The organism is Providencia sp. (assembly GCF_003533305.1).
In the GTDB taxonomy this organism is placed as follows: Bacteria; Pseudomonadota; Gammaproteobacteria; order Enterobacterales; family Enterobacteriaceae; genus Providencia.
On the sequence record NZ_DOEH01000032.1, the window covers coordinates 37025 to 55736 of the forward strand.

The window sequence follows — 18712 nt, forward strand, 5'->3', positions numbered from 1 at the left end:
CCTAATTTAATGTTATTTGTATATGAATGTTGGTGCATCTTTTTTACTACCCCAGTATATAGCACGCTCAGCCATTTGTGCTACATACCTAAAAATACGATCACCCTTATGGCGCTTTATCCACGATTCATCAGTAAATCTATCTGGTAGCCCTTGAGACCATCGTTCAAAACGATTAGATACCGTAACTGCAACCTCGTTATTATTACCCGTAGTAACTCCAATATTAGAAATTTGCCCAGCAAAAATAATTTCAGCTAATGCCGGTTTACCGTCTAGATCTAAAGCCACCAGCATTAAACCTACATTTCTACCACGACTTCGCTCATTCATAACATCGGCAATAAGAAGAGAATCAAAACCAGAAAGTGACAATATCAATTGCTGTGGGCTGGTTGAATTATTTTCGGTAACTGGCTCTATGCTCCCCAAGGAACCAACCCCTTGATACACTTCACCCGCAATAATTAAGTTACCAAGGCCAGTATGTGTTCTTGTCACTCCAGATTTGAGGTCTAGATTGGCTGCAATCACCAGCTCAAAGCCATCATTAATGGCCTTTACCATTTCATTTGAAAAAGGATGATACAGCATCAGTATAAAGCCTCCTCAAATGTTATGGTGACATTAGAAAATACACCGGGCTGGTACTGAAAATTCCCTTGATCATTACTTGCTAGCTTAAAAATACCAAACGGCTTCACGGACTCTATTTTTCCATCGATCTGCGGAGACAATCTCAACATGGGCGAAATGGGAATAATTGCATTCCCATCTTTATCGCTTATCACATTTTCAGTAACCATCTTTAGCTCATTACTCACCGTGATGTAATCGCCCTTACGCGCTACAATTGAATTTTTTATCCAACCTTTAGTTTGTAGAGATTTCCCCGTTTGGTTTCCAGCGCCAATCAGTGGTGCTCCTTTTCCTTGCAGCCCTTGCCTTATCCAATTGCTGATTTTTATACGGCCGCTTTCCCCATCTAATTGAGCCATTAGAACCTCTAATTCTCTGGAAATGGTTTCAGTGAGATTATTGAAAGTTAAAACGCAACGCCAGCGGCTTCCAGAAAATCGTACGGTTTGACTACTCCCTGTAAACACAGAAGTAAATGTTTTGCTGTTACTCATTAACTGCCAATTCATTGAGTTTGGCACTACATTTTCTGGCCATTCAAGCACCATAATTCTACCTCCCAAGGCTTTTTCTTAGTGTGCCGTTATTTTGAAAATCTCGTTGAATCTTGGATAATGCATCCTGTGAGCCCTGCTTTGCTCCCATTTCTGCCGCCTGTTGAATAGCTTCTTGCAAGGCCTGATCTCCATTCCCTGTTAGATGGAAAGTTTGTTGGATGATGATATTCGGTGCTTGTTGTTGTGCATCCAAACCAAGAACCCTTACTCCCAAAGAGCCATCGCGACCTCGAGTTAATGGCATTATCGCCTCAGGGCCAGCCTCTCCCATTAATCCCATTTTCGGTGCGCCACCCTTTGCAAACGGAAATAATGTAGGAGATTTCACAATGGTATTGCTATATGCACTTAACCCTGGTGACCTGTATGTACCACCTTTTGCATTTGGTGTTGCCTTAAATCCCATAGCATCTCCGAATGAAGTGCCTGCAAAACCAGCTTTAAGTGCATTAAAGATCATCATTTGGAAAATCATTTTTGTAATTTCTGTCACAATAGATTGCGCAAAATCTGCAAAATTTAGTTTCCCAGTAGCTACGAAATTAGCCAACACTCCAGACATGTCACTTAATGTGTTATTACTGATGGAGCGCATCTGATCATAGACACTACCGGCTGATTCTCCGAAATCCTGTATCCCCCTAACCATTCCAGCGCTAGCGCTTCTATTAATTGCTAATTTATCTCGCGAGGACTGCCTGACAATATCTAATTGACGCTGTTCCTCTTGAGTCAAAAATAATGTCTGTTCAGAATAAAGTTGGGTAGTTTTATCTGACACCTCTTTATCTAGCTGATAGCGCCGCTGACGAAACTCATCTCTCACCCTTTGCTCTTCAAGCATTAAATCATATGCTGATTGGCTCATTGTTGTTTGTAACATCTGATTTGTTGCATCTTGACGAATTTTTGAAGTTTTTTGTATTATCTCGAAATTTTGATCATCAAACTTTTTTCTTAATTCTTTGTATTTTAATTCTTTTTCTAAAGATAGATTTTTCACTAACTGCACACGAATCTCATCTGAGTGAGCTTGAATACTCTTTTGTCGAGCATTTAGGTGTTGCCCCTGTAGCCCAATTAACTCTTGCTCAAACGATACTAGCTTACGCTCAGACGCTGTTAGACCTTCCGTTTCCTCCAGTTGAGCACGCAAGGTAGCACCTTGTTGTAAAAGCTGCTCTATCCGTTGCTTTCCTTCATCTATGGAAGTACTTCTGTCTGTTTTTGCAGGCTTAGAAAATAACTTATCTAACCCTTTCAGGGCTTGCTGGTATTCAGTTGCTGAAATAGTTCCCTTATCCAACATTTCTTTAAACTGCTTTTGCCGATCTGTTCGTACTTTTTGCTGATCAACTCCAGCATTAAATGCCGCATTAAAGTTACTCTGAAGCTTCACGTTTTCGGTTAATTGTTTCTGTTGTTCTAATAATTGTTGTGTTCTTTCCTCTTGCTCTTTTTTTAATTTATCCGCTAATAAACTTTTAGTCGTAATATACATGCCCATAAAGGGATCTTTACCGCCCATGTCAATATTACGGACGGTCATTTGTAACCCTGCATAAGCTACATTAAGGTCTTTTATTCTCTTTTCATGCTCAGTAGCGAAAGTGCTAGATTTGGAGTTATATTCAATTTCAGCAATAGCTGCAGCAAGCATTGCCGCGTTGGCCGCCTCCCTTTTTTTTCCTTCTCGCTCAAGCCTAGCCACTCGTTCTATTGCTTGATTATCTATCTCCCTACCAGCATCAATTATCCTTTGCATCCCTTCAACTGGCTGCTCACCTAATGCAACTAAACCAGAAATAAACTGATCAACATTTCCACCTGATTTTTCTAGTTGTGTCCCTACCTCAGCGATCTGGTGTAATAAATCACCAGAAAAACCCGCGCTGGCTGCAGCCGTAACGGATTTATAAGCTTCTGCGGTGCCACCGAGCTCATTAGCTAAGTTACGCAGATCATAGGCGGTTGTCGTTAAACCAATACCCCCTTTTTGTAAAGCGCCATTAAAGGCCTTTTGTCGCTCTTCAGCTTGCTGGTACTGAGAATAAAGATAAGTAAATGCACCGGCTGATGCCATGATCCCAATGCCAACCGCACCACCCATCATGCCCCACGCACTTTTAAATAAACTGGCACTATTTGCCGCCGCACGCTGGGAGAATGTGAGTTCTTTGCTAGCTTCCGATAGTTGGTTAGTCGCAGTTGCTAAATTTTTCTTACCATCTAATTCGCTTTTATCTGCAGAGATAATATCCCTTGAGGCACTTTGCATACGCCTTTTAGCTTCTGCCTCGGCAATATTCGCCTCACTGATAATGCGCGCATTTTTAGCATGATCCTCCGTGTAGTTAGCAGTAACACCATGCTGTTTGTTAACTTCAACTTGCTTTTCGAGGTACTCATCGAGCGCAAAAGCTTGTTCACGGCGAGCAATCGCCTCATCACGCATTTTTGCAGCTAAATTAATCTTTTCTTGGGCGCTCTTCCTATCTGACTGAGCACCTTCAATCTGCGCCTTAGATAAATTAATCGCTTCTCGCGCTACGTCCTGATAAACCTTTTGCTGATCTGCTAGTGAATACTTAACACTTTCTACCGTATCGAGCGAACGCTGCAATGCTGGAATAAAAGCACCAATTAAGCTACTAGTTGCTACATTTGAGCCCGCTGAAACATTATTAAGTGCAGTTCGTAACTGAGAAAAACCCACTTGTGAATGCCTTGCTAATTGCCCTGATGCGGATAAATCAGCGCCAGCCTTACGGGCATTTGCGGAGACTTCCAATAATTTCTCTGCTGTGATGCCAGCATCTTTTGTGGCTGACTGCGCAAACTTTTTGGACTCTTTACTTGCAGTATCATAGGCATCAAAAACTTGAGATTTGAAAGAGGCTGCGTTGAGGTGTAACGCAACCGCTAAACTTGCAACGTCAGCCATTTAAGATCCTCATTACATCATTACATTGGGCTTCAACATCAGGTGAAACTGATGACGTTATTTGTGGGATATTTGAAACTTCTTCGTGCTCAGGCATAAAAAAAGCCTGCCAGTGAGTAATAATTTCGGCAGGCAATTGAGCAATTTTTCTGGGGTCAGGCTCACCCCATCTATCGGCCAGTTGAAAAATGAGCTTTAGATAGGGTGAGTTGATTAGTTTTTTTGCGCTTCCTCTACTGAGCCATAGCTGTATTTTTGTACAAACGACATTGCAGCAAGCAGAGTGGGTGTATCATGAGCTTTAATTAACTCATCAGGGCTTGGTAAATCTTTTTCGGGGATAGACTTACCATTTTCGTCACAAATCGATTTTAAAATTAATTTAGCGCCGGCTTTGCTCGCATCAGAACTAAACCCTGTTTTTTGCGCTTCTTGCAAGTCGTGCTCATACTCATCTAACTCAGCAATAGTTAAGCGACGAATATAAGTATCAGCACCAAATATTTGATGTTTTTCAACATGAGCGCTTGATTTTAAAAGCAATGACTTTAATGACATTATTTTGTCCCCCCAGCGGCAGCTACGCCCCAAGTTAGGTTATTTTGTTTCGCTTTTACCGCGATTTGAATAACTTCATTGGCTGGAGCTGCAATATCATTCATTTCCCAACCCGCCAGCGCCAAAATCATAGTGGCGGTGCGCTTATTCGGTAACTCAACATAGAATTGAACAACCTCGCGCGCCTGAGCGGCATTGAGAAAAGCGGCAAAATCCACATTCTCCGGATCGTCAATAAAGCCCAACGTCTTTTCCTGCCCGTCTGGCAAGTCAGAAATAGATTGTTTAGTTTTATCTATCAAGGTTGTGCAATCAACAAAACCCCCTGTTAAGCCTGTTGTGCCTGTTGATTTACAGTTTATTAATGGTTTCATCACGGCGACTGCATCACCAGGCTTGCCGAACTTAACAATTGTGCCAGCTGGAAGCATGGCGTACTCTGGCGAAGATTTTTGTTCTGCCATAATTTAGACTCCAATTAGATGAATTAACGATATTTTTCGATACTTGCTCGTATTTCAGATGCAAGTGTGCTTAAAATAAATTGACGGTTATAATCAAGTGCGGGACGAATAAAAGGTCTGGGAATTTGTTTAATTGTGCCGAATTCTTGCGCTCGTGCTTTCATAGCGTGAGCTTTACTTGGTCCAACACGTACCGTCATGACGGAGAGTGTTTTTTGGTCTTTCATGCGACTAGTCGTACGGATTTTAATACTATCGCGCATATGTTCAGATTCACTGGTAGCGTCATAACCAGCATTTTGTTTCATATCTTCAAGCACTGGCGCCATTGCTTCGCGCCCTGCCTGTCGTAATACTTTAGTTGTAATATCCTCCCCTAATCGATTTAATTCATATTCCAAGTCTTTAAGGCCTTTTACCTCAACAGATATTCTCATTCGGCATCCTCCGGGTAAGTGATAATAAAATCACGCATCACTCGCCAGATAACCCGTTTATCTGTTTGCTCCTCTCGATATTGCATAAAATTTCCACGCTGAACCGCTTGAACTGGATATTTACCGATATAACCATGCGTGATGGTTTCCCATGCTTTAAGCACTAATTGCTCAAGCTTTAATGCTTTTGCGTAATCATTCGGAATTTGAAAAGTTACCTGAAATCGAGACTGAACAAGTGAAGTGTTAGCGAGACCGGTCATCATTTTAGGGTCGCTGATCCGTTGATAAATAACCCCTTCAAGCACATTTGAGGGTAACGCGACGGGATAGGCTTTTAAGCCTGTGAGCCGCTCTAAATCAGCTTTAAGGTCAGTTTCTATCATGTCGGCTATCGACCTCCGCTGTGATAATCAAACGGTCTGACTGATTTCTATCAACGGCTCGAACAATAAAATTTCGCGTTTGATAAGTTACAATCCAGTCACTTTCCACATCTTTACGAGGGCGAAGTGTGAATTGATAGGTTTCGATGACTTGCTGCTGATCTGCGGTGCGAATTTTACGATTAGACATTGCCTCCGCTTTTGCCCACGCCTCTTTAACTTTTACTAACTGTGATTTAGGTTCGCCAAAGTCGTCCCTAACTTCCTCAATACGTAACAACGTGATCCGCTTGTTGAGTTCGCCGGCTAACATCATTTAACCCTCATTGGAGAAATACGGTAATCACCCAGTAACTCATAAAAGCCTTGGGGTATTTTCTTTAGCTCCCTTGTGTCATACCAGAAACCAACCGCCAGCATTAAGGCTAATTTGATGATTGGCGTTATTGCTATGCCGTTTGAGTCATCCTCTGGAACGCTGTCATCATGTAATGTTCTATTTAAATAATTACCTGCCTTTTCTTTAGCTGCTGATAGGTAACCCAACAAAAGAGCATCTTCATCTTCAGTATCAATGCGGCATTGCTGGCGTAGTTCCTCTATTGTTGGTAACGACATAAAATTCTCCAATAAAAAAGGCCGCTGAGCGACCTATTCAATACTTGGCAATAACAATTGCCCCCTTTCTTCTATCTCAACAATTCGATTGAGTAATTGAGGTTTTTTAATTCTACCCCATCGATTTAATAACCGACCCGACATGCTGGCCACATCCTTCTCTTTCATGAATTCGAGCATAACTTCATTTCGCTCTTGCTCCATGTTACGGATGTTGTTTGTAATCACATTAGCCATCCAGTTAAAAGCATTTATATATGCCACCTTAATTTTCATAGCTTCTTTCTTTGTGTACGACATAACTAGTAGCATCAAACCGTCTTTTCTTATTTTATAGAATTTCTGTGGCTTTCCATTTTGTAACTCGTTGTTTTTATAGCAAAGCTCAAAATTGAGCCCTGCATCAAACTCAGGAGGACATGCCTTTATTGTTCGCTCAATATCACGAATGACGTTCTTTGGCTCCTTACCAAATGCTTTTGCCACGCAAAAACTATCAGTAATAGCCTCAGACCCAGACATAAAAACGATATCTCGAAAATCTATTCCATTTACAATTGTTGGATATTGCATAATGTCTACCTTGATTTAGTAATGAATCCTTGCCGAAATAGGAAATCAGTCCATCGAAGCGACATCAGCTATAACTGATTACCTCAAAGACTCATTACCTAAATTTTGGCTCGATGATTTACATGTGAATGTGCTTTCGGTGCACAGAATGAAATGCATTAAAAAGGCGGCAATTAAGCCGCCCTTAATAAGGGTTGTAATTATTTCGCTGCTGCCGACTTCAGTAACTTCACAGCGTTACTATCAACCATCATTGAGCCAACACGTTTTGTGGTATAGAAATGCACAAAAGGTTTGTTGGTGTATGGGTCACGCAACATGCGAACGCCAATACGGTCAAGAATGGTGTAGCAACGTTTAAAGCTACCAAATGCAATCGGTGTTGCATCCGCGATCACGTCAGAAAACTGCTCATTTTCAGCAATACCGTAACCTAACAATGCTGAAGGTTGACCTAATTGTAAGCCCGGCTGCCACAAATAATTACCTTGGCTATCTTTCAGCGTACGCACTTGGAACAAGGTATTGTTGTTCATCATGAATTTAGCACCAGAGCGATACACTTTACGCATGGTGTAAATCAGTTTCATGATTTCATCGGCTGTGACTTCGGTTGGCTTTTTCAGTAACAGATGCTGTAATTTACCCCAATCGCGATCTTTATCAGTTTTGTCGTCACTGCCGTAGGCCAGCAAACCTTTTGGTTTTTTAGCTCCATCACCATTTGTGAATGCGGCCTCTTCTTGCTCCGCAAACTCAATCGCTAGCTCACTGGTAATAAATTGCTCAACATTAAAAAAGGCATCATCAAGCATGGCTTGGGTGGCTGCTGGGTTACCGTAAATTTCACCCCAAACCGGCTCAATAGAAGCAAGTTTTGAGGTATTGGTTTCTGGGCGCTTATCAACTTCACCCACCCAGCCACTATTGGTACCACCCTGATTAATGAGACGCTTAAAATTAGGCGTACCAACAGTGACTACATTACACTCTTGGCGCATTACCACTTCATCACGTAACATGCTGATGATATTACGGTCCAACTCTTCCGGTACCGCATAACCACCATCAGGATCGGAGCCGACTTGCATCGCTTTTCGCTCTAATTCCGCAAGGCCATCATCTTTACCTTTACGAACAAATAGGTCGAACGCCGTTTTATGCTCTGCGACATCTTTATTGGCCGCGCTGCCATCGGGACGTTTTACTGCGGCAAGTTCAGCTTCCAAATTAGTTTTAAGCTCATCTAACTCCGATAGTTTGCCATTTAATGTTTCAACCGTTTCAGACAACTTGCCTTTTTCTGCTTCAATAGCGTCAATACGCTTATTGTTTTTTTCCTGAAATTCAGCAAATTGACCTTTCAGCTCCTGCGCAACTTCACTAACATCTTTATGATCTACAGCCATAATGTGTACCTTTATTATTTAAAAATGGATTTCAATGTATCGATAGCGTCTTGCTCAACATCACGCAGAGAAAGTGCATCGTAGCCTTTAGCCATAAAGGCCTTAGCTTGTGTTCGCGAAAGCCCAACATCGCGCAGGACTCGCTCAATACTTTTTTGTGAGGGTAATTCGCCACGAGCAAATGCCGATTTCACATCACTAACTCGGGCTTCATCATTCGACGGGAACGTCACTAAACTCACTTCCCATAGGTCGATTTCTTTTAGCAAAAAAGCATCTTTGTTACGGTCATACTCCCAATCTTTGAGGATGTACCCAATAGAAAGGCCGGATAATGATCCGGCCTTCATGTGTGCATGTGCGCGTTTAGATAGGGGGTCGTCGTCAATTAACAAGCGCCCTTTCACATAAAGCCCGGTATCGTCCTCGCGCATCTCAGTATAAATACCAATAGGCTCTGCCATTTGATGCTGCCAAAGTAATGCAGGTAATGACCCCTTTTCTTTCCACTGATTAAGTGAATTGAGGAATGCACCGGGCATCACAATATCGGCATAACTATCTTTCACGCCGAAAACTGAGCCGTATCCTTCAAACTCCCCCGAGTCGCTAACTGACTTAATTTTCAGTGGCACATCAAGCCGTTGTTTCGTCATCGTCGGCATGCGTTTTTCCCTCCTGTTTTTGGGATTCAGGCTTGGTTGTCATGTTCATTGGTGTGAGATAGACGTCACCGCCCTCACGAGGGTTAAGCTCTTCAAGTTCACGGCATTCATTCGGGGAGTAGATCCCCCAATTGATACCCGTCGAATACGCTTCAAATCGTGATTTCATGTCTCCGCGTAATAGCGCACCCGTATTGAATTTGGCGTAAAAAGTCCCCTGCTTGCTGGATTTAACTAAACCTGCATTAATACGCTGCTCAATTCGAGTAAGGTAAGGGACTAAGGAGTAATTGATAAACCCGATCCCGAGATTTTCGATATTATTGAAAGTAGCTCTGTCGGTGTTTTGAACCATGTGAAGCGGGACACGAAAAATACGGCAAATCTCCTCGAGCTGAAATTTGCGTGTTTCTAAAAATTGGGCATCCTCCGCTGATAGGCTAATTTGTTGCCATTTCAGCCCCATTTCTAGAATCATCGGTTTATGAGCATTCGCCAGTCCCTGATGCCTATCCGCAAAATCTTCTTTCAAGCGCTCATAAGCATCATCTTTTAAATATTGTTCTGTTTGCAACACACCACTCGTTACCGCGCCATTACCAAATAATCGAGAGCCGTGCTCCTCTGTCGCTAGCCCTAGTCCAATCGCCTGTTTTGCGTAGGCGATAGGGCTTAAGCCCGTTAAACCATCCAACGTAAATATACGAACATGCCAAATATCTGCTTGCGATAGTGTTTCACTTTTACCGTTAGGGAATGTCACGTTATATTCAGGTTCCCAATTACTATTTAGCTTTGGTGTGACTGAACTCGGATTTAAAGGAAGCAACTCAACGACTTCACCTAACGCACGAACTTTATAGGCATAAAAATTGCCCCTTAAGCACAAGCAAGCAACTAATAGCTCCCAAAATTCTTGAGAGGTCATATAGTTGTTAGGTTTCACGGATATGAGTTTGTGGACTCTTTCGCGTGTCGCTCGTTTATTTCCTATTTCCAGTTGCTCATACAAAGAACAAGGCAACATGCCGACTGATTCAGCCAGCACCCGAACGCAGCTGAATACGGCCGTTAATTGCATCGCCAACTGTGGGTTAACCCGACGCCCAGAAAACGTATTATAAGAAAGGCCAATTAACTCACTGAGTTCATGTGATGTCATATCGTCATTGGATTTCCGAAACAGACCAGGAAAGAACATAATTACTCCTTATCGGCTTTCGGTTGGCTCATTGCTTTTGAAACTAAATAGGACCATACAAGACATAAGCTACCGCCAGTTATGTAGCCAATGGGTGGATATATCAGCCAAGCACCAAATGACAATAAAAAGGCACCAGCAATCCCAACCAGTAAGGCTGTTATTGTTAAAAATTTCATCGCGTTTCCTTAAAGGGATCGTAGACCTCTAGAGGCTAAAACATCAGACAAGCTTTGCTCTTGTTCACCACCGCCCACCAATTGACGGCTTTTCGCAGTAAACATCGCTACCGGCCCATCGATTTTATTTTCAGGGGTCGATTTGTTCGGGAAGATATTTTCGTTTTTGTCGGGCTTGACTGTGACGTTTGAAAGCATCCATCCCATCATAGGGTTGTGATCATGGTGAAATTTACCCGAATACACATCAGCCTGAACACTTTTCATCGCTTCTGACATGTTTTTCACTGTCTGTGCGACTTCCACCAGCGGCACACCTTCTTCGGCTAGTCGGCGAGAAAATTGCACTGCGCTCCATGGGTCAAAGCCCAACTCACGCACTTCGTCACCTTCGCACCATTTAAGAATGTCATCTTTGATAATGTCATGGTCAATAACTTCGCCACCAGTGAGCTCTAGGTGTCCCATCTTCTCCCACTTGCGATAAAGTTCCGCAATATGCTTAGGCGCCGTTTCAATACGATCTTCAGGTATCCAAAATTTGCACTTAATATGCGTTTTACCCTGATTGTCCTCGTACATTTTGATTGCTGCAGCAACGTCAATTTTGCTGGCCAAGTCCACACCCACCCAAACAGGGTAATTTTTCAACTCATCATCGGGCGCATTTACGGGGCATTTGTCCCACTTACCCATGTCCATCCAAACCGATTCCGCATTTACCCACTTATTTAAATGCTTAGTCAGAAAGTTAGGCCGCGCAGCAACTTGCTCTTTGGCTTTTTTGGCGAGCCGGCGCATATCATCAAACCGCTTACAGACACCCAGCCCCGGATTGGCTTTTATCCAAACCGATTCATCAAAATCACCATCTTTCTCATCGAGTGTATAAATGATCGCGAAAAACGTATCATCTTCAACAACACCCGTGAGCACTTTGATTGCGTAGTCTCTTAGTTCATAACAAATACCCTCTTTATTAAATCCCGAGGTAGTTATGGCAAAAAGCAGAGACTGCAAACGTGCACCGGTTGCTGTTTCTAGAACATCCCACACATCACGGGTTTTATGTGCGTGCAACTCATCGACAATCCCGCAGTGAATATTTAAGCCGTCGAGGTTATTCGCATCACTGGAAAGCGGCTCAAATTTAGAAGCGGTTCGCTCCTGGTATATGGCGAGTTTGTTGTAATCAAATAGGCGTCCAAGTGTGGCTTTTGCCTTTTTAATCATGTTCTTTGCATCTTCAAATACAATACGAGCCTGATCGCGAGTCGTCGCAGCTGAATAAACTTCAGCCCCACCCTCACCATCAGCGCCTGTCATGTATAAACCGATGCCACTTGAAAGCGTTGATTTGGCATTTTTACGGGCTACTTCATTAAATGCCGTTCTGAATCGACGAACAAGCACCGTATCGCCATCGTCATCTAGAACCTGCTCACCGGTTAGCTCATCAATCAATGGAATAACAAAACCAAAGATATTAATCAGTATAAAAGTATGCCAAGGCATTAAATCAATGGGCTTTCCTGCCAGCGCCCCTTTGACGTGAGGAATAAAGTTATAAAAGTCGAGTATGTGCTGTGCGCGGTCTTCAATGAAATAGATGCCACGCTCAGGGCCATGCTCTAGATCATTCAAAAACCGTTGGCACGCCAAACGCACCAATTCGCACGCAACAATTTCTCCAGCGACGACCTGTTCGGCGTACTGAATTCCATCTGTTACGATTGCCATTCATCATTTGCGCTTTTTCAAAAATGCATCAAGTGGATCTTCCTGTTCAGGGCCTTTTACATTCACCTTAGTTCGTGCCGATGGGGTCATGCCAAACTCGCTAAGCATTGCCCTGATCCGCTTCCATACATCCGCCTTCATAATTGCGGCTGGATGCGCTTTGATCATCAATCCGCTTTCGGTGTTGTTTTTATAAGTGTATCCCTCCTCATCAAGCACTTCACAGTGGTGGCGATATTCAACATAAGCTTCCACCAGCAATTCAAGTGCCTTGGCATCGAGTTGACTCATCACACCTAATGCGTTGAGCTCTTCTCCAATTTTCTTAAACCAATACTTTCCGCGCTTATCAAAATACTTCGGCGTTGGGGGTACCCCTGACGGAGGTTTCGGTTCATTTTTATTAATGGGTCTTTTTGATGGGTTACCCCTCACTAATTGCAGGTGTGACGGGGTTTTAGGTGGTCCAGCCATGATAGGCACCTCCTATTAATAATTGCTTTGGGGAACCCCAAAAAAAGTTTTCTAACCTGCGGCGATATAACAAAAGGTAAGGCGGCGGTACTTTAGGGCGAGAGTGGTAGAGATTTTACCCGCCCCTCCCTGCTATTGATAATCATTATCATTTACGTGATATCTTAAATTAATTAATTATAATTCAATTAATTATGAATTCTTTCTGTTGCTGTCTTACGTCTATGACATGGCCAGCACAATGACTGGAGATTACTATCGTCATCAGTACCACCATGCGCTTTAGGTTTGATGTGGTCGACTGTCTTGGCTTCTACTGCCAGCCCTTGGTTTAAGTGGTCTTGGCACAGATACTTATCGCGCTTTAGCACTCGTTCGCGTATCTTATCCCACTTAGCCCCATAACCACGTTGGTGTCGGCTCTTGCCTTGCTGGTGGGATTCCCAGCCTGTATTCATGTGCTCATCACAATAACCACTGCGATCTATTGTTGTCTTGCTACAGCCATGTTTACGGCAAGCACGCGGTATGCGAGGTGGCATTACAACCACCCAGATTTAGCCGATTGAATGTCAGCGCGAACCTGTTCGATAGCACTAGCCATAGCCATATCAGAGCTAGCTTGCGTATGCTGCATTGCTATAATTAAAGATTGTAGTTGCTTGAACTCAGACTCAACCTGTTGCTTATACTTATCGAACTCAGACTCTTCATGAGATATTGATTCGCTAATACTTGCAATAGTAGCTTTAGCCGCTTTGCTTAGTGGTACAGCTTCTAACTTATCAACATAGACAACGCCGCCACCTTCACTCACATCAAGCTTAGCTATAGCGGATGATTGCTCGTGGTTATCATTAATACCTGTGGTTATTTCAAACCGCGCTTGCTCAGCACCTCTTCTAGCGCCTTCTTTTGCAGCTTTTTGCATGGCATCGCTAATGGTTGTCGATGTTATGAATGCGCTATTAATAAACACCTGTCCGTCATTAACGCCAAAGTATGGATCAATAACAAACCCACCTTTCGCTGGCTCCTTCAGTCCTGTTCTGACCATTAGCCCAGCAATACGTTTTAACTGTGCTTCTAACTTATCTAAGTCAGTGCTATCGACTGATATCTTTATAGATAGGGTGGCTATTTCTTTTTTATCTGACATGACTGTCTCCATAAATGAAAAAGCCATCGGTGGTTAACTGATGGCTTTTTCATATAATTTAAATTTTTAATCTAAGGTTATTTATGCGCTACTTCACGTCATTATTTTTACTTTTATAATTATCATTTCTTTTTATATTGATTTTTCGATAGGAATGGATACGGTAAGCTCGCAACAATCCATTTACAGTCCACACTGAAAGAATAACCACTACAGTCACAGGCCAAATAAGAGCAAAAAATATAGCACCGATAAAAGGAGTTTTTTCTACTCGCTGATGAAATCGAAAATAAAAGAGTAGAAGTACAAAGCCCAGTATTACGCCAGAAGCCCAAACAATCGTAATGTCCACAAAATAGCCTTTAAAATTTAAGCCACCAAACCTATTATTCTCATTTTATAATACTAAAAATATTTCAGCCAACGATTCTTTCTAAGAATGGCTGCAAATCTATCTATTTAGCCTATCTTACTAATCCTGCAAAGGCGATATGCTCCCATATGTAATATAACTAACAATTACTTCACGCCTTTATCGATTATCCATTCCGTATTTAGTAACAATTCATTAATAGATTAATTAAATATTGTTGATATTATTCACATACCCATTTGACATTTGGGTTATTCATAAACAAAAAATTAATATTATTTAATCTATTCCCCTGCTTACAGGGGCTTTTTTTGTTCTTTCGAAATGCTTTTATCCAACTCTTCACAAAATTGCTCTGGTCCATCGAAGCCTTGTGTTGCCATGATATTTTTCCATTAAAAAGCCCGCTCTTGGCAGGCTGTTGTATATCATCTTAGGTTTATTATTTAGTTGGACTCTTACTATTTACTATATCAATTCTTATTTTCAGTATAGACGATAACGCCTTCATAGAATAAACCTGTAGTTGTAATAATTCCTTATCATTGACTGATAATTTACTAAACATTCTACTTTGAACAAATTTGGATAAATATTCTATCCTTAAACTCAAAAGCGCAGAATCATTCAAAAGCTGTTGTTTTCTATTTTTCATCTTAGTTTTTAGAGACAATATGCTTGTTGTATTTCGGGTTTGAAGTAACAAAACTAATTACACGATATACGTGTATGAAAAAAATAACAATATAGGTATTAATACTTAGTAAATTTCACTATACATAATATAAATAATATTTACATAACAAAGAATTTATTTTTACCCTCTTAACTTGACTTAATTTAACCATTGTGAAGATTAATGATATTAGTAAAGTATTTTGCTATTTATTTACCTTAATCTGATATATTAGAGGTATATCTATCAATAATAGAACGGGGTTTCTTTGAATCTCACTCTACCTACAATATAGATAACTCCTTAAGCTATATTAACCCAGACTCAGTAATTAAATAAGCTATTGCAGAGTTAGAGTAATCTATTTATTGCTGTTTAAAGTTCAAAACATATTTATTTCTCTGTATTGATTTGTCTAATACCCTTTAATTGCCCGTTAGCCTTATCAAGTGCTGCTAATAAATAGTCAACCCAAATCACCGCTTGGCAATACGTTAAAGTTCGGGAGGGAGCGGCACTAGTACTGGTTGCGTGAGCGTTTCCGGTATCGGTGTACATTGACCTAAGACTATCGGTGTACTTGAGCAGCCGATCAGCAATAGGCTGAGGCACAAGCAAATCACAAGTGGGCTCTTTTTTAAGAATTGTTCTGTATTCAATGACTCTCTCCTGCGACTTAACTTCTGCCTGAATACCATAGCGGTAGGCTGATGTGGCTATTTGATTAAACCGATTGAATTGAAGTGATTGGCTGGCAATGATTTTACTTTTATTACTGTTATCTACTTTTAGTAATGAATTGCTTTCATACTCAGTTACAGCCCACCAGCCTAGGCCAACAATCATCAAGAATAACCAAAATGACTTATCTATTTTCATAAGTTAACCTGCCGGGCTTTATAGTGATTGACTGCACTTTGACAGCGCTTTTCTAAACTCACCTTGTCAGTGCCACAGGTATCATCTCTGAGTGCGTATACGCCAGTTGCCATAAAGACAATGGTTCCGATGAGGAATAAGGATAAGTAGATGCGAATTCGCCAAGGCATACCGCGTTTTCTACTTCTCGTCTTGTCATTAACCCTTTCCACGGCTTGCCCCCTGCGTATATCCAGCGTTTTAGTTCATTGCATGCGCCAGTGTGGTCACCAGCATTAAGTTTTTTAAGTAACGTAGAACGTGAGAAAGCCCCTGTTCCGATGTTGTAAGTAAATGAATAGAGCGCCGCCCTAGTGTAATCAGGGATATTGACCTTAATTAAGGGATTTACCGCTTTAGCAACGATTGCCAAGTCTTTTTCTAACAGTGCATCACACTCAGCTTTTGTATAAGTTTTTGTGGGGATAATGTCAGAGCCCGTGTGCCCATAGCATACGGTTAACACCCCTACTACATCGCGATAGGGCTTAGGTTCATACCCTTCAAAATTAGTAACCATTGCAACAGTTAGGGCTATCAACCCACCAGCGGCAGCAGTTTTGATTTTATTTGGTATCTTTGCCACTGTTAGCCCTCTCTCTTAATTTGAATTCTTTTCGTTTGAAATACAGATTTGTTAAAAATGTCAGCAGACCAAATAGCAAACTCCCTAACACACCAATCGCAGCCCATTGCTCAGATGAGAAGCCATCCAGTAACTGTTTAAGCCAATACAAGGTTCCCCCTGCTGATGTGATATAGGAGGTAGTTGTCGTTATTTTTTCCATTCGCATATACCACCCCCTACGGAGTGCCCGAAATTAAGTTAGTGGAAATCCACCAGCTATAGCAGCTAGTGTGATTGATGAATTTAATTGATATTTAAGTTAAGTTAGAGGTTCAGCCCTATGTGACTTACCGAAGGGATGGCTGATTAAATTCGGTGTGATGATTTTATGTCTAAATTTGTTGTTCGTGGTGTTTATGATTTATCTCATGCTTACATAGTAGATCCAATTCCCAATGTTAATTATTTGGTAAATGTAAGTTTAAGCGTCAACGGTATAAGTACAATGATTGGTATTGATGCTGTTTCGAATGACTTAAAAAATAAAACAATAGATGAAATTGGAAAATTAGCCTATCAGAAATTTTTAGCTAGCACGAAGTGTGACTAACAGCCTCAGTTCGTTTATTGCTGTTACGTTGGTTTCTTGTGTGTATTTAACAGCTTGATTGACGCTATCAAGCTGTTTTTCTAATGCTGTTATTCGCTCCTCTAAACCACGGTCTGCTTTTACCTTTGAAGTACGGGTAATTCGTGCTTTTCTGATATTTCGACTCATAACTACCTCTCTTAAATAGAAAGCCACCAGCAACGTCATTGCAGTAATTAAACATGTTGATAGTGATTTGCGGTGGCTATATACGAAAAAGGGTCACGTAATGCGTAACCCTAAATTTGATAATTAATTGAATGTGGCTATATCAGCGTCATCACATTATCGAGTTAATGTGTAGATATGATCGGCAAAAGATTTATTACCTATAACATAATTATTTTCAATAATTTTTGTAAGAATAAAGCCATTTTTCTTTAAAACACTCTCAGAGGCAGCATTACCCCCCGTCACAACTGCTCGGAATTCACTTAGTGGTGCCAACTCAGGTAGTGATATCAGCATGGCTAACGACCTAGTTGCCAAAGATCTTCCGGTATATTCCGGCGATATAATGTAACCAACCTCCGCGACCCTACGCCCACCGTCACTGACCATTTTTAGTCCAGTCAGCCCCATCGAGGCATTGTCATCAACATTGCGGATAACAAGACATAACCAATGATCAGATGTGATATTCCATGAAGGCAAGCGGCTATCGAAAGAATCTTTAATTTTATCTTCTGGCATCAAGTCTGATATAAATCTCATAACATCATTGCTCATATGCAACCGTTTAAAAAAGCACCAATCAGCCAGTGTTATTTTTGTTAAAACAAAATCCATAAACCCCTCCCATGACCTGTATTACTATCATATCAAAATAGAGAAGACTATAAGATTATGCAGGTGTCCTTGAAATCAGTTACTCGGAATAACCGAACATATGAATTATCGCTATGGTGATTCCCATAATGTAACAATATCAATGCGTTAGAAACAACAAAGCCCCACGGGAGTGAGGCTTTATTTATTTTTTCATTTGGACCGCCATCGGGGTATCGAACCCCGACTCTTAGTTTCGCTAAGACTAAATACTCTTCCAGTTGAGTTAATGGCGGGTAGGTATTATTTAGATAAATTGATTATATAGGAAAATATAGCGATGAATATAATAACCAATACAACAGCAACAAACATATTTTGTGAAAATATCACAAGGCGTCGATAGAAGGCTGGCCATTTCATAGGTAAATCCTTAGGAAATAATTTCCTTTGGATACCGCATCTATTGTTTAGATAAAAACTCGCAAGTGCAAGATTTGCTGTTTATAGCAATGGGGTATGTGACCTAGGTACTATAGCATGTCGGCTATAAATTAGCGCGATTAATAACCTGAAAGCAAAAAAACCACGATTGCGAGATCTTTGAGTTGGTTTAATGCGGCTAAGTATAGAATATCCATTATTAGAAGATAATAAGCCAACATCAGACGACATATAATAGCTCACAGATAAACATTAAAGAATAAATATTGTGACTCATGCTACATAAATTAAATTTATATTATATCGCTTGGTA

Annotated in this window: 25 protein-coding genes and 1 tRNA gene; 1 reads left to right on the forward strand and 25 read right to left on the reverse strand. The window is 41.2% G+C overall.

What is annotated here, in order from left to right; genetic code table 11:
- Positions 1 to 12: 12 nt before the first annotated feature.
- The 22 genes from DD649_RS19410 to DD649_RS19510 form a co-directional block, all read right to left on the reverse strand.
- Positions 13 to 594: a hypothetical protein gene (locus DD649_RS19410; RefSeq protein WP_294110761.1), complete on the reverse strand. Its 582-nt coding sequence runs from the start codon at positions 592 to 594 to the stop codon at positions 13 to 15.
- Complete coding sequence (locus tag DD649_RS19415) at positions 594 to 1202, reverse strand: hypothetical protein (RefSeq protein WP_336431061.1); 609 nt, start codon at positions 1200 to 1202, stop codon at positions 594 to 596. The genes DD649_RS19410 and DD649_RS19415 overlap by 1 nt, the downstream gene beginning before the upstream one ends.
- On the reverse strand, positions 1192 to 3987 hold the full coding sequence (locus DD649_RS19420; protein WP_294110765.1) for a phage tail tape measure protein: 2796 nt from the start codon (positions 3985 to 3987) through the stop codon (positions 1192 to 1194). The genes DD649_RS19415 and DD649_RS19420 overlap by 11 nt, the downstream gene beginning before the upstream one ends.
- A 366-nt stretch (positions 3988 to 4353) precedes the next feature.
- Positions 4354 to 4698, reverse strand: coding sequence for a phage tail protein (locus DD649_RS19425; protein WP_294110767.1), 345 nt, complete (start codon positions 4696 to 4698; stop codon positions 4354 to 4356).
- Entirely contained in the window at positions 4698 to 5162 is a 465-nt protein-coding gene (locus tag DD649_RS19430) for a phage tail protein (RefSeq protein ID WP_294110769.1), read from the reverse strand. Before DD649_RS19430 ends, DD649_RS19425 begins: the two co-directional genes overlap by 1 nt.
- 23 nt (positions 5163 to 5185) lie before the next feature.
- Positions 5186 to 5599, reverse strand: coding sequence for an HK97-gp10 family putative phage morphogenesis protein (locus tag DD649_RS19435; protein WP_294110771.1), 414 nt, complete (start codon positions 5597 to 5599; stop codon positions 5186 to 5188).
- Positions 5596 to 5985, reverse strand: a complete 390-nt coding sequence (locus DD649_RS19440) for a hypothetical protein (protein WP_336431062.1) — start codon at positions 5983 to 5985, stop codon at positions 5596 to 5598. The genes DD649_RS19435 and DD649_RS19440 overlap by 4 nt, the downstream gene beginning before the upstream one ends.
- Entirely contained in the window at positions 5972 to 6301 is a 330-nt protein-coding gene (locus DD649_RS19445; protein ID WP_336431063.1) for a phage head closure protein, read from the reverse strand. The genes DD649_RS19440 and DD649_RS19445 overlap by 14 nt, the downstream gene beginning before the upstream one ends.
- Positions 6298 to 6603 carry a head-tail connector protein gene (locus DD649_RS19450; RefSeq protein ID WP_336431064.1) on the reverse strand — a complete coding sequence of 102 codons (306 nt, stop codon included), beginning with the start codon at positions 6601 to 6603 and terminating at the stop codon, positions 6298 to 6300. Before DD649_RS19450 ends, DD649_RS19445 begins: the two co-directional genes overlap by 4 nt.
- 33 nt (positions 6604 to 6636) lie before the next feature.
- A complete protein-coding gene (locus DD649_RS19455) occupies positions 6637 to 7176 on the reverse strand; it encodes a Rha family transcriptional regulator (RefSeq protein WP_294110779.1) in 540 nt (179 codons plus the stop codon).
- Between the two features lie 200 nt (positions 7177 to 7376).
- Positions 7377 to 8585 (reverse strand): phage major capsid protein, encoded by a 1209-nt coding sequence (locus tag DD649_RS19460; RefSeq protein ID WP_294110780.1) that lies wholly within the window; start codon positions 8583 to 8585, stop codon positions 7377 to 7379.
- 14 nt (positions 8586 to 8599) lie between these two features.
- Complete coding sequence (locus DD649_RS19465) at positions 8600 to 9250, reverse strand: HK97 family phage prohead protease (protein WP_294110782.1); 651 nt, start codon at positions 9248 to 9250, stop codon at positions 8600 to 8602.
- Entirely contained in the window at positions 9222 to 10451 is a 1230-nt protein-coding gene (locus DD649_RS19470) for a phage portal protein (RefSeq protein WP_336431065.1), read from the reverse strand. Before DD649_RS19470 ends, DD649_RS19465 begins: the two co-directional genes overlap by 29 nt.
- Before the next feature lie 2 nt (positions 10452 to 10453).
- Positions 10454 to 10630, reverse strand: a complete 177-nt coding sequence (locus DD649_RS19475) for a hypothetical protein (RefSeq protein ID WP_294110787.1) — start codon at positions 10628 to 10630, stop codon at positions 10454 to 10456.
- Between the two features lie 9 nt (positions 10631 to 10639).
- Positions 10640 to 12370, reverse strand: a complete 1731-nt coding sequence (locus tag DD649_RS19480) for a terminase TerL endonuclease subunit (protein WP_294110943.1) — start codon at positions 12368 to 12370, stop codon at positions 10640 to 10642.
- A 3-nt stretch (positions 12371 to 12373) separates the two neighbouring features.
- Positions 12374 to 12844 carry a phage terminase small subunit P27 family gene (locus DD649_RS19485; protein WP_336431066.1) on the reverse strand — a complete coding sequence of 157 codons (471 nt, stop codon included), beginning with the start codon at positions 12842 to 12844 and terminating at the stop codon, positions 12374 to 12376.
- 188 nt (positions 12845 to 13032) lie between these two features.
- Positions 13033 to 13386 carry an HNH endonuclease gene (locus DD649_RS19490; RefSeq protein ID WP_294110789.1) on the reverse strand — a complete coding sequence of 118 codons (354 nt, stop codon included), beginning with the start codon at positions 13384 to 13386 and terminating at the stop codon, positions 13033 to 13035.
- Positions 13386 to 14003 carry a hypothetical protein gene (locus DD649_RS19495; protein WP_294110791.1) on the reverse strand — a complete coding sequence of 206 codons (618 nt, stop codon included), beginning with the start codon at positions 14001 to 14003 and terminating at the stop codon, positions 13386 to 13388. Before DD649_RS19495 ends, DD649_RS19490 begins: the two co-directional genes overlap by 1 nt.
- Positions 14004 to 14091: 88 nt before the next feature.
- On the reverse strand, positions 14092 to 14355 hold the full coding sequence (locus DD649_RS20170; protein ID WP_336431067.1) for a hypothetical protein: 264 nt from the start codon (positions 14353 to 14355) through the stop codon (positions 14092 to 14094).
- 1090 nt (positions 14356 to 15445) lie between these two features.
- Positions 15446 to 15931: a hypothetical protein gene (locus DD649_RS19500; protein ID WP_294110793.1), complete on the reverse strand. Its 486-nt coding sequence runs from the start codon at positions 15929 to 15931 to the stop codon at positions 15446 to 15448.
- A 58-nt stretch (positions 15932 to 15989) separates the two neighbouring features.
- Positions 15990 to 16556 carry a lysozyme gene (locus DD649_RS19505; protein ID WP_336431068.1) on the reverse strand — a complete coding sequence of 189 codons (567 nt, stop codon included), beginning with the start codon at positions 16554 to 16556 and terminating at the stop codon, positions 15990 to 15992.
- A complete protein-coding gene (locus tag DD649_RS19510; RefSeq protein ID WP_294110797.1) occupies positions 16537 to 16764 on the reverse strand; it encodes a phage holin in 228 nt (75 codons plus the stop codon). Before DD649_RS19510 ends, DD649_RS19505 begins: the two co-directional genes overlap by 20 nt.
- Positions 16765 to 16926: 162 nt before the next feature.
- Between DD649_RS19510 and DD649_RS19515 the strand changes: the two genes are divergently transcribed.
- Positions 16927 to 17148, forward strand: coding sequence for a hypothetical protein (locus tag DD649_RS19515; protein WP_294110799.1), 222 nt, complete (start codon positions 16927 to 16929; stop codon positions 17146 to 17148).
- Here DD649_RS19515 and DD649_RS19520 read toward each other — a convergent pair.
- From DD649_RS19520 to DD649_RS19530, 3 genes are all read right to left on the reverse strand, one after another.
- Positions 17125 to 17316: a hypothetical protein gene (locus DD649_RS19520; protein WP_294110801.1), complete on the reverse strand. Its 192-nt coding sequence runs from the start codon at positions 17314 to 17316 to the stop codon at positions 17125 to 17127. The genes DD649_RS19515 and DD649_RS19520 overlap by 24 nt on opposite strands.
- 156 nt (positions 17317 to 17472) lie before the next feature.
- Entirely contained in the window at positions 17473 to 17976 is a 504-nt protein-coding gene (locus DD649_RS19525; protein WP_294110803.1) for a GNAT family protein, read from the reverse strand.
- Between the two features lie 197 nt (positions 17977 to 18173).
- Positions 18174 to 18251: transfer RNA gene (locus tag DD649_RS19530), tRNA-Leu, on the reverse strand.
- Positions 18252 to 18712: the final 461 nt, after the last annotated feature.

What these genes read in the sequence shown, in the direction of transcription:
- DD649_RS19470 (WP_336431065.1), bottom strand. Translation starts at nt 10,451, where the DNA reads ATGTTCTTTCCTGGTCTGTTTCGGAAATCCAATGACGATATGACATCA.
- DD649_RS19410 (WP_294110761.1), bottom strand. Translation starts at nt 594, where the DNA reads ATGCTGTATCATCCTTTTTCAAATGAAATGGTAAAGGCCATTAATGAT.
- DD649_RS19440 (WP_336431062.1), bottom strand. Translation starts at nt 5,985, where the DNA reads ATGATAGAAACTGACCTTAAAGCTGATTTAGAGCGGCTCACAGGCTTA.
- DD649_RS19500 (WP_294110793.1), bottom strand. Translation starts at nt 15,931, where the DNA reads ATGAAAATAGATAAGTCATTTTGGTTATTCTTGATGATTGTTGGCCTA.
- DD649_RS19425 (WP_294110767.1), bottom strand. Translation starts at nt 4,698, where the DNA reads ATGTCATTAAAGTCATTGCTTTTAAAATCAAGCGCTCATGTTGAAAAA.
- DD649_RS19435 (WP_294110771.1), bottom strand. Translation starts at nt 5,599, where the DNA reads ATGAGAATATCTGTTGAGGTAAAAGGCCTTAAAGACTTGGAATATGAA.
- DD649_RS19525 (WP_294110803.1), bottom strand. Translation starts at nt 17,976, where the DNA reads ATGGATTTTGTTTTAACAAAAATAACACTGGCTGATTGGTGCTTTTTT.
- DD649_RS19510 (WP_294110797.1), bottom strand. Translation starts at nt 16,764, where the DNA reads ATGCGAATGGAAAAAATAACGACAACTACCTCCTATATCACATCAGCA.
- DD649_RS19495 (WP_294110791.1), bottom strand. Translation starts at nt 14,003, where the DNA reads ATGTCAGATAAAAAAGAAATAGCCACCCTATCTATAAAGATATCAGTC.
- DD649_RS19455 (WP_294110779.1), bottom strand. Translation starts at nt 7,176, where the DNA reads ATGCAATATCCAACAATTGTAAATGGAATAGATTTTCGAGATATCGTT.
- DD649_RS19490 (WP_294110789.1), bottom strand. Translation starts at nt 13,386, where the DNA reads ATGCCACCTCGCATACCGCGTGCTTGCCGTAAACATGGCTGTAGCAAG.
- DD649_RS19520 (WP_294110801.1), bottom strand. Translation starts at nt 17,316, where the DNA reads ATGAGTCGAAATATCAGAAAAGCACGAATTACCCGTACTTCAAAGGTA.
- DD649_RS19445 (WP_336431063.1), bottom strand. Translation starts at nt 6,301, where the DNA reads ATGATGTTAGCCGGCGAACTCAACAAGCGGATCACGTTGTTACGTATT.
- DD649_RS19480 (WP_294110943.1), bottom strand. Translation starts at nt 12,370, where the DNA reads ATGGCAATCGTAACAGATGGAATTCAGTACGCCGAACAGGTCGTCGCT.
- DD649_RS19465 (WP_294110782.1), bottom strand. Translation starts at nt 9,250, where the DNA reads ATGCCGACGATGACGAAACAACGGCTTGATGTGCCACTGAAAATTAAG.
- DD649_RS19485 (WP_336431066.1), bottom strand. Translation starts at nt 12,844, where the DNA reads ATGGCTGGACCACCTAAAACCCCGTCACACCTGCAATTAGTGAGGGGT.
- DD649_RS19515 (WP_294110799.1), top strand. Translation starts at nt 16,927, where the DNA reads ATGTCTAAATTTGTTGTTCGTGGTGTTTATGATTTATCTCATGCTTAC.
- DD649_RS19460 (WP_294110780.1), bottom strand. Translation starts at nt 8,585, where the DNA reads ATGGCTGTAGATCATAAAGATGTTAGTGAAGTTGCGCAGGAGCTGAAA.
- DD649_RS19475 (WP_294110787.1), bottom strand. Translation starts at nt 10,630, where the DNA reads ATGAAATTTTTAACAATAACAGCCTTACTGGTTGGGATTGCTGGTGCC.
- DD649_RS19430 (WP_294110769.1), bottom strand. Translation starts at nt 5,162, where the DNA reads ATGGCAGAACAAAAATCTTCGCCAGAGTACGCCATGCTTCCAGCTGGC.
- DD649_RS19450 (WP_336431064.1), bottom strand. Translation starts at nt 6,603, where the DNA reads ATGTCGTTACCAACAATAGAGGAACTACGCCAGCAATGCCGCATTGAT.